Source organism: Paraburkholderia sp. SIMBA_053 (genome assembly GCF_046534895.1).
Lineage (GTDB): Bacteria > Pseudomonadota > Gammaproteobacteria > Burkholderiales > Burkholderiaceae > Paraburkholderia > Paraburkholderia caledonica.
The window spans coordinates 1-272 of sequence record NZ_JAWRXU010000698.1; the positions used below are offsets into that span (position 1 = coordinate 1).

At 62.9% G+C, this 272-nt stretch carries 1 protein-coding gene; it reads right to left on the minus strand.

Features of this window, described 5'->3' with window-relative positions; all coding sequences use genetic code 11:
• Positions 1–272 (minus strand): cytochrome c oxidase assembly protein (locus SB753_RS37370; protein WP_410805183.1); only part of this gene is annotated, 272 nt, incomplete at both ends.

Sequence of the window (272 nt, forward strand, 5' to 3'; positions counted from 1 at the left end):
GTAGCGAATGTACCCATTGATGAACCAGCGCCGCCTGGAACAACGCAGGCGCATGCCACGCCCACAGCGCCACGGCGTGCAGTAGCCAGGCAACCAGTGGTAAGGTCAGCGCGTACCAGCACCGGGAAAACGAGCGCGTCCTGACCAGCCGTCCAAGCCGCAATCGCGCACGCTTCGGCAGCGCCCATATCCATACGCCGAGCGGCCGGCCCATTACGAGCAACGGTGCAGCAATCAGCATCATCGATTCGTGCTGCACCATATGTGCGGAG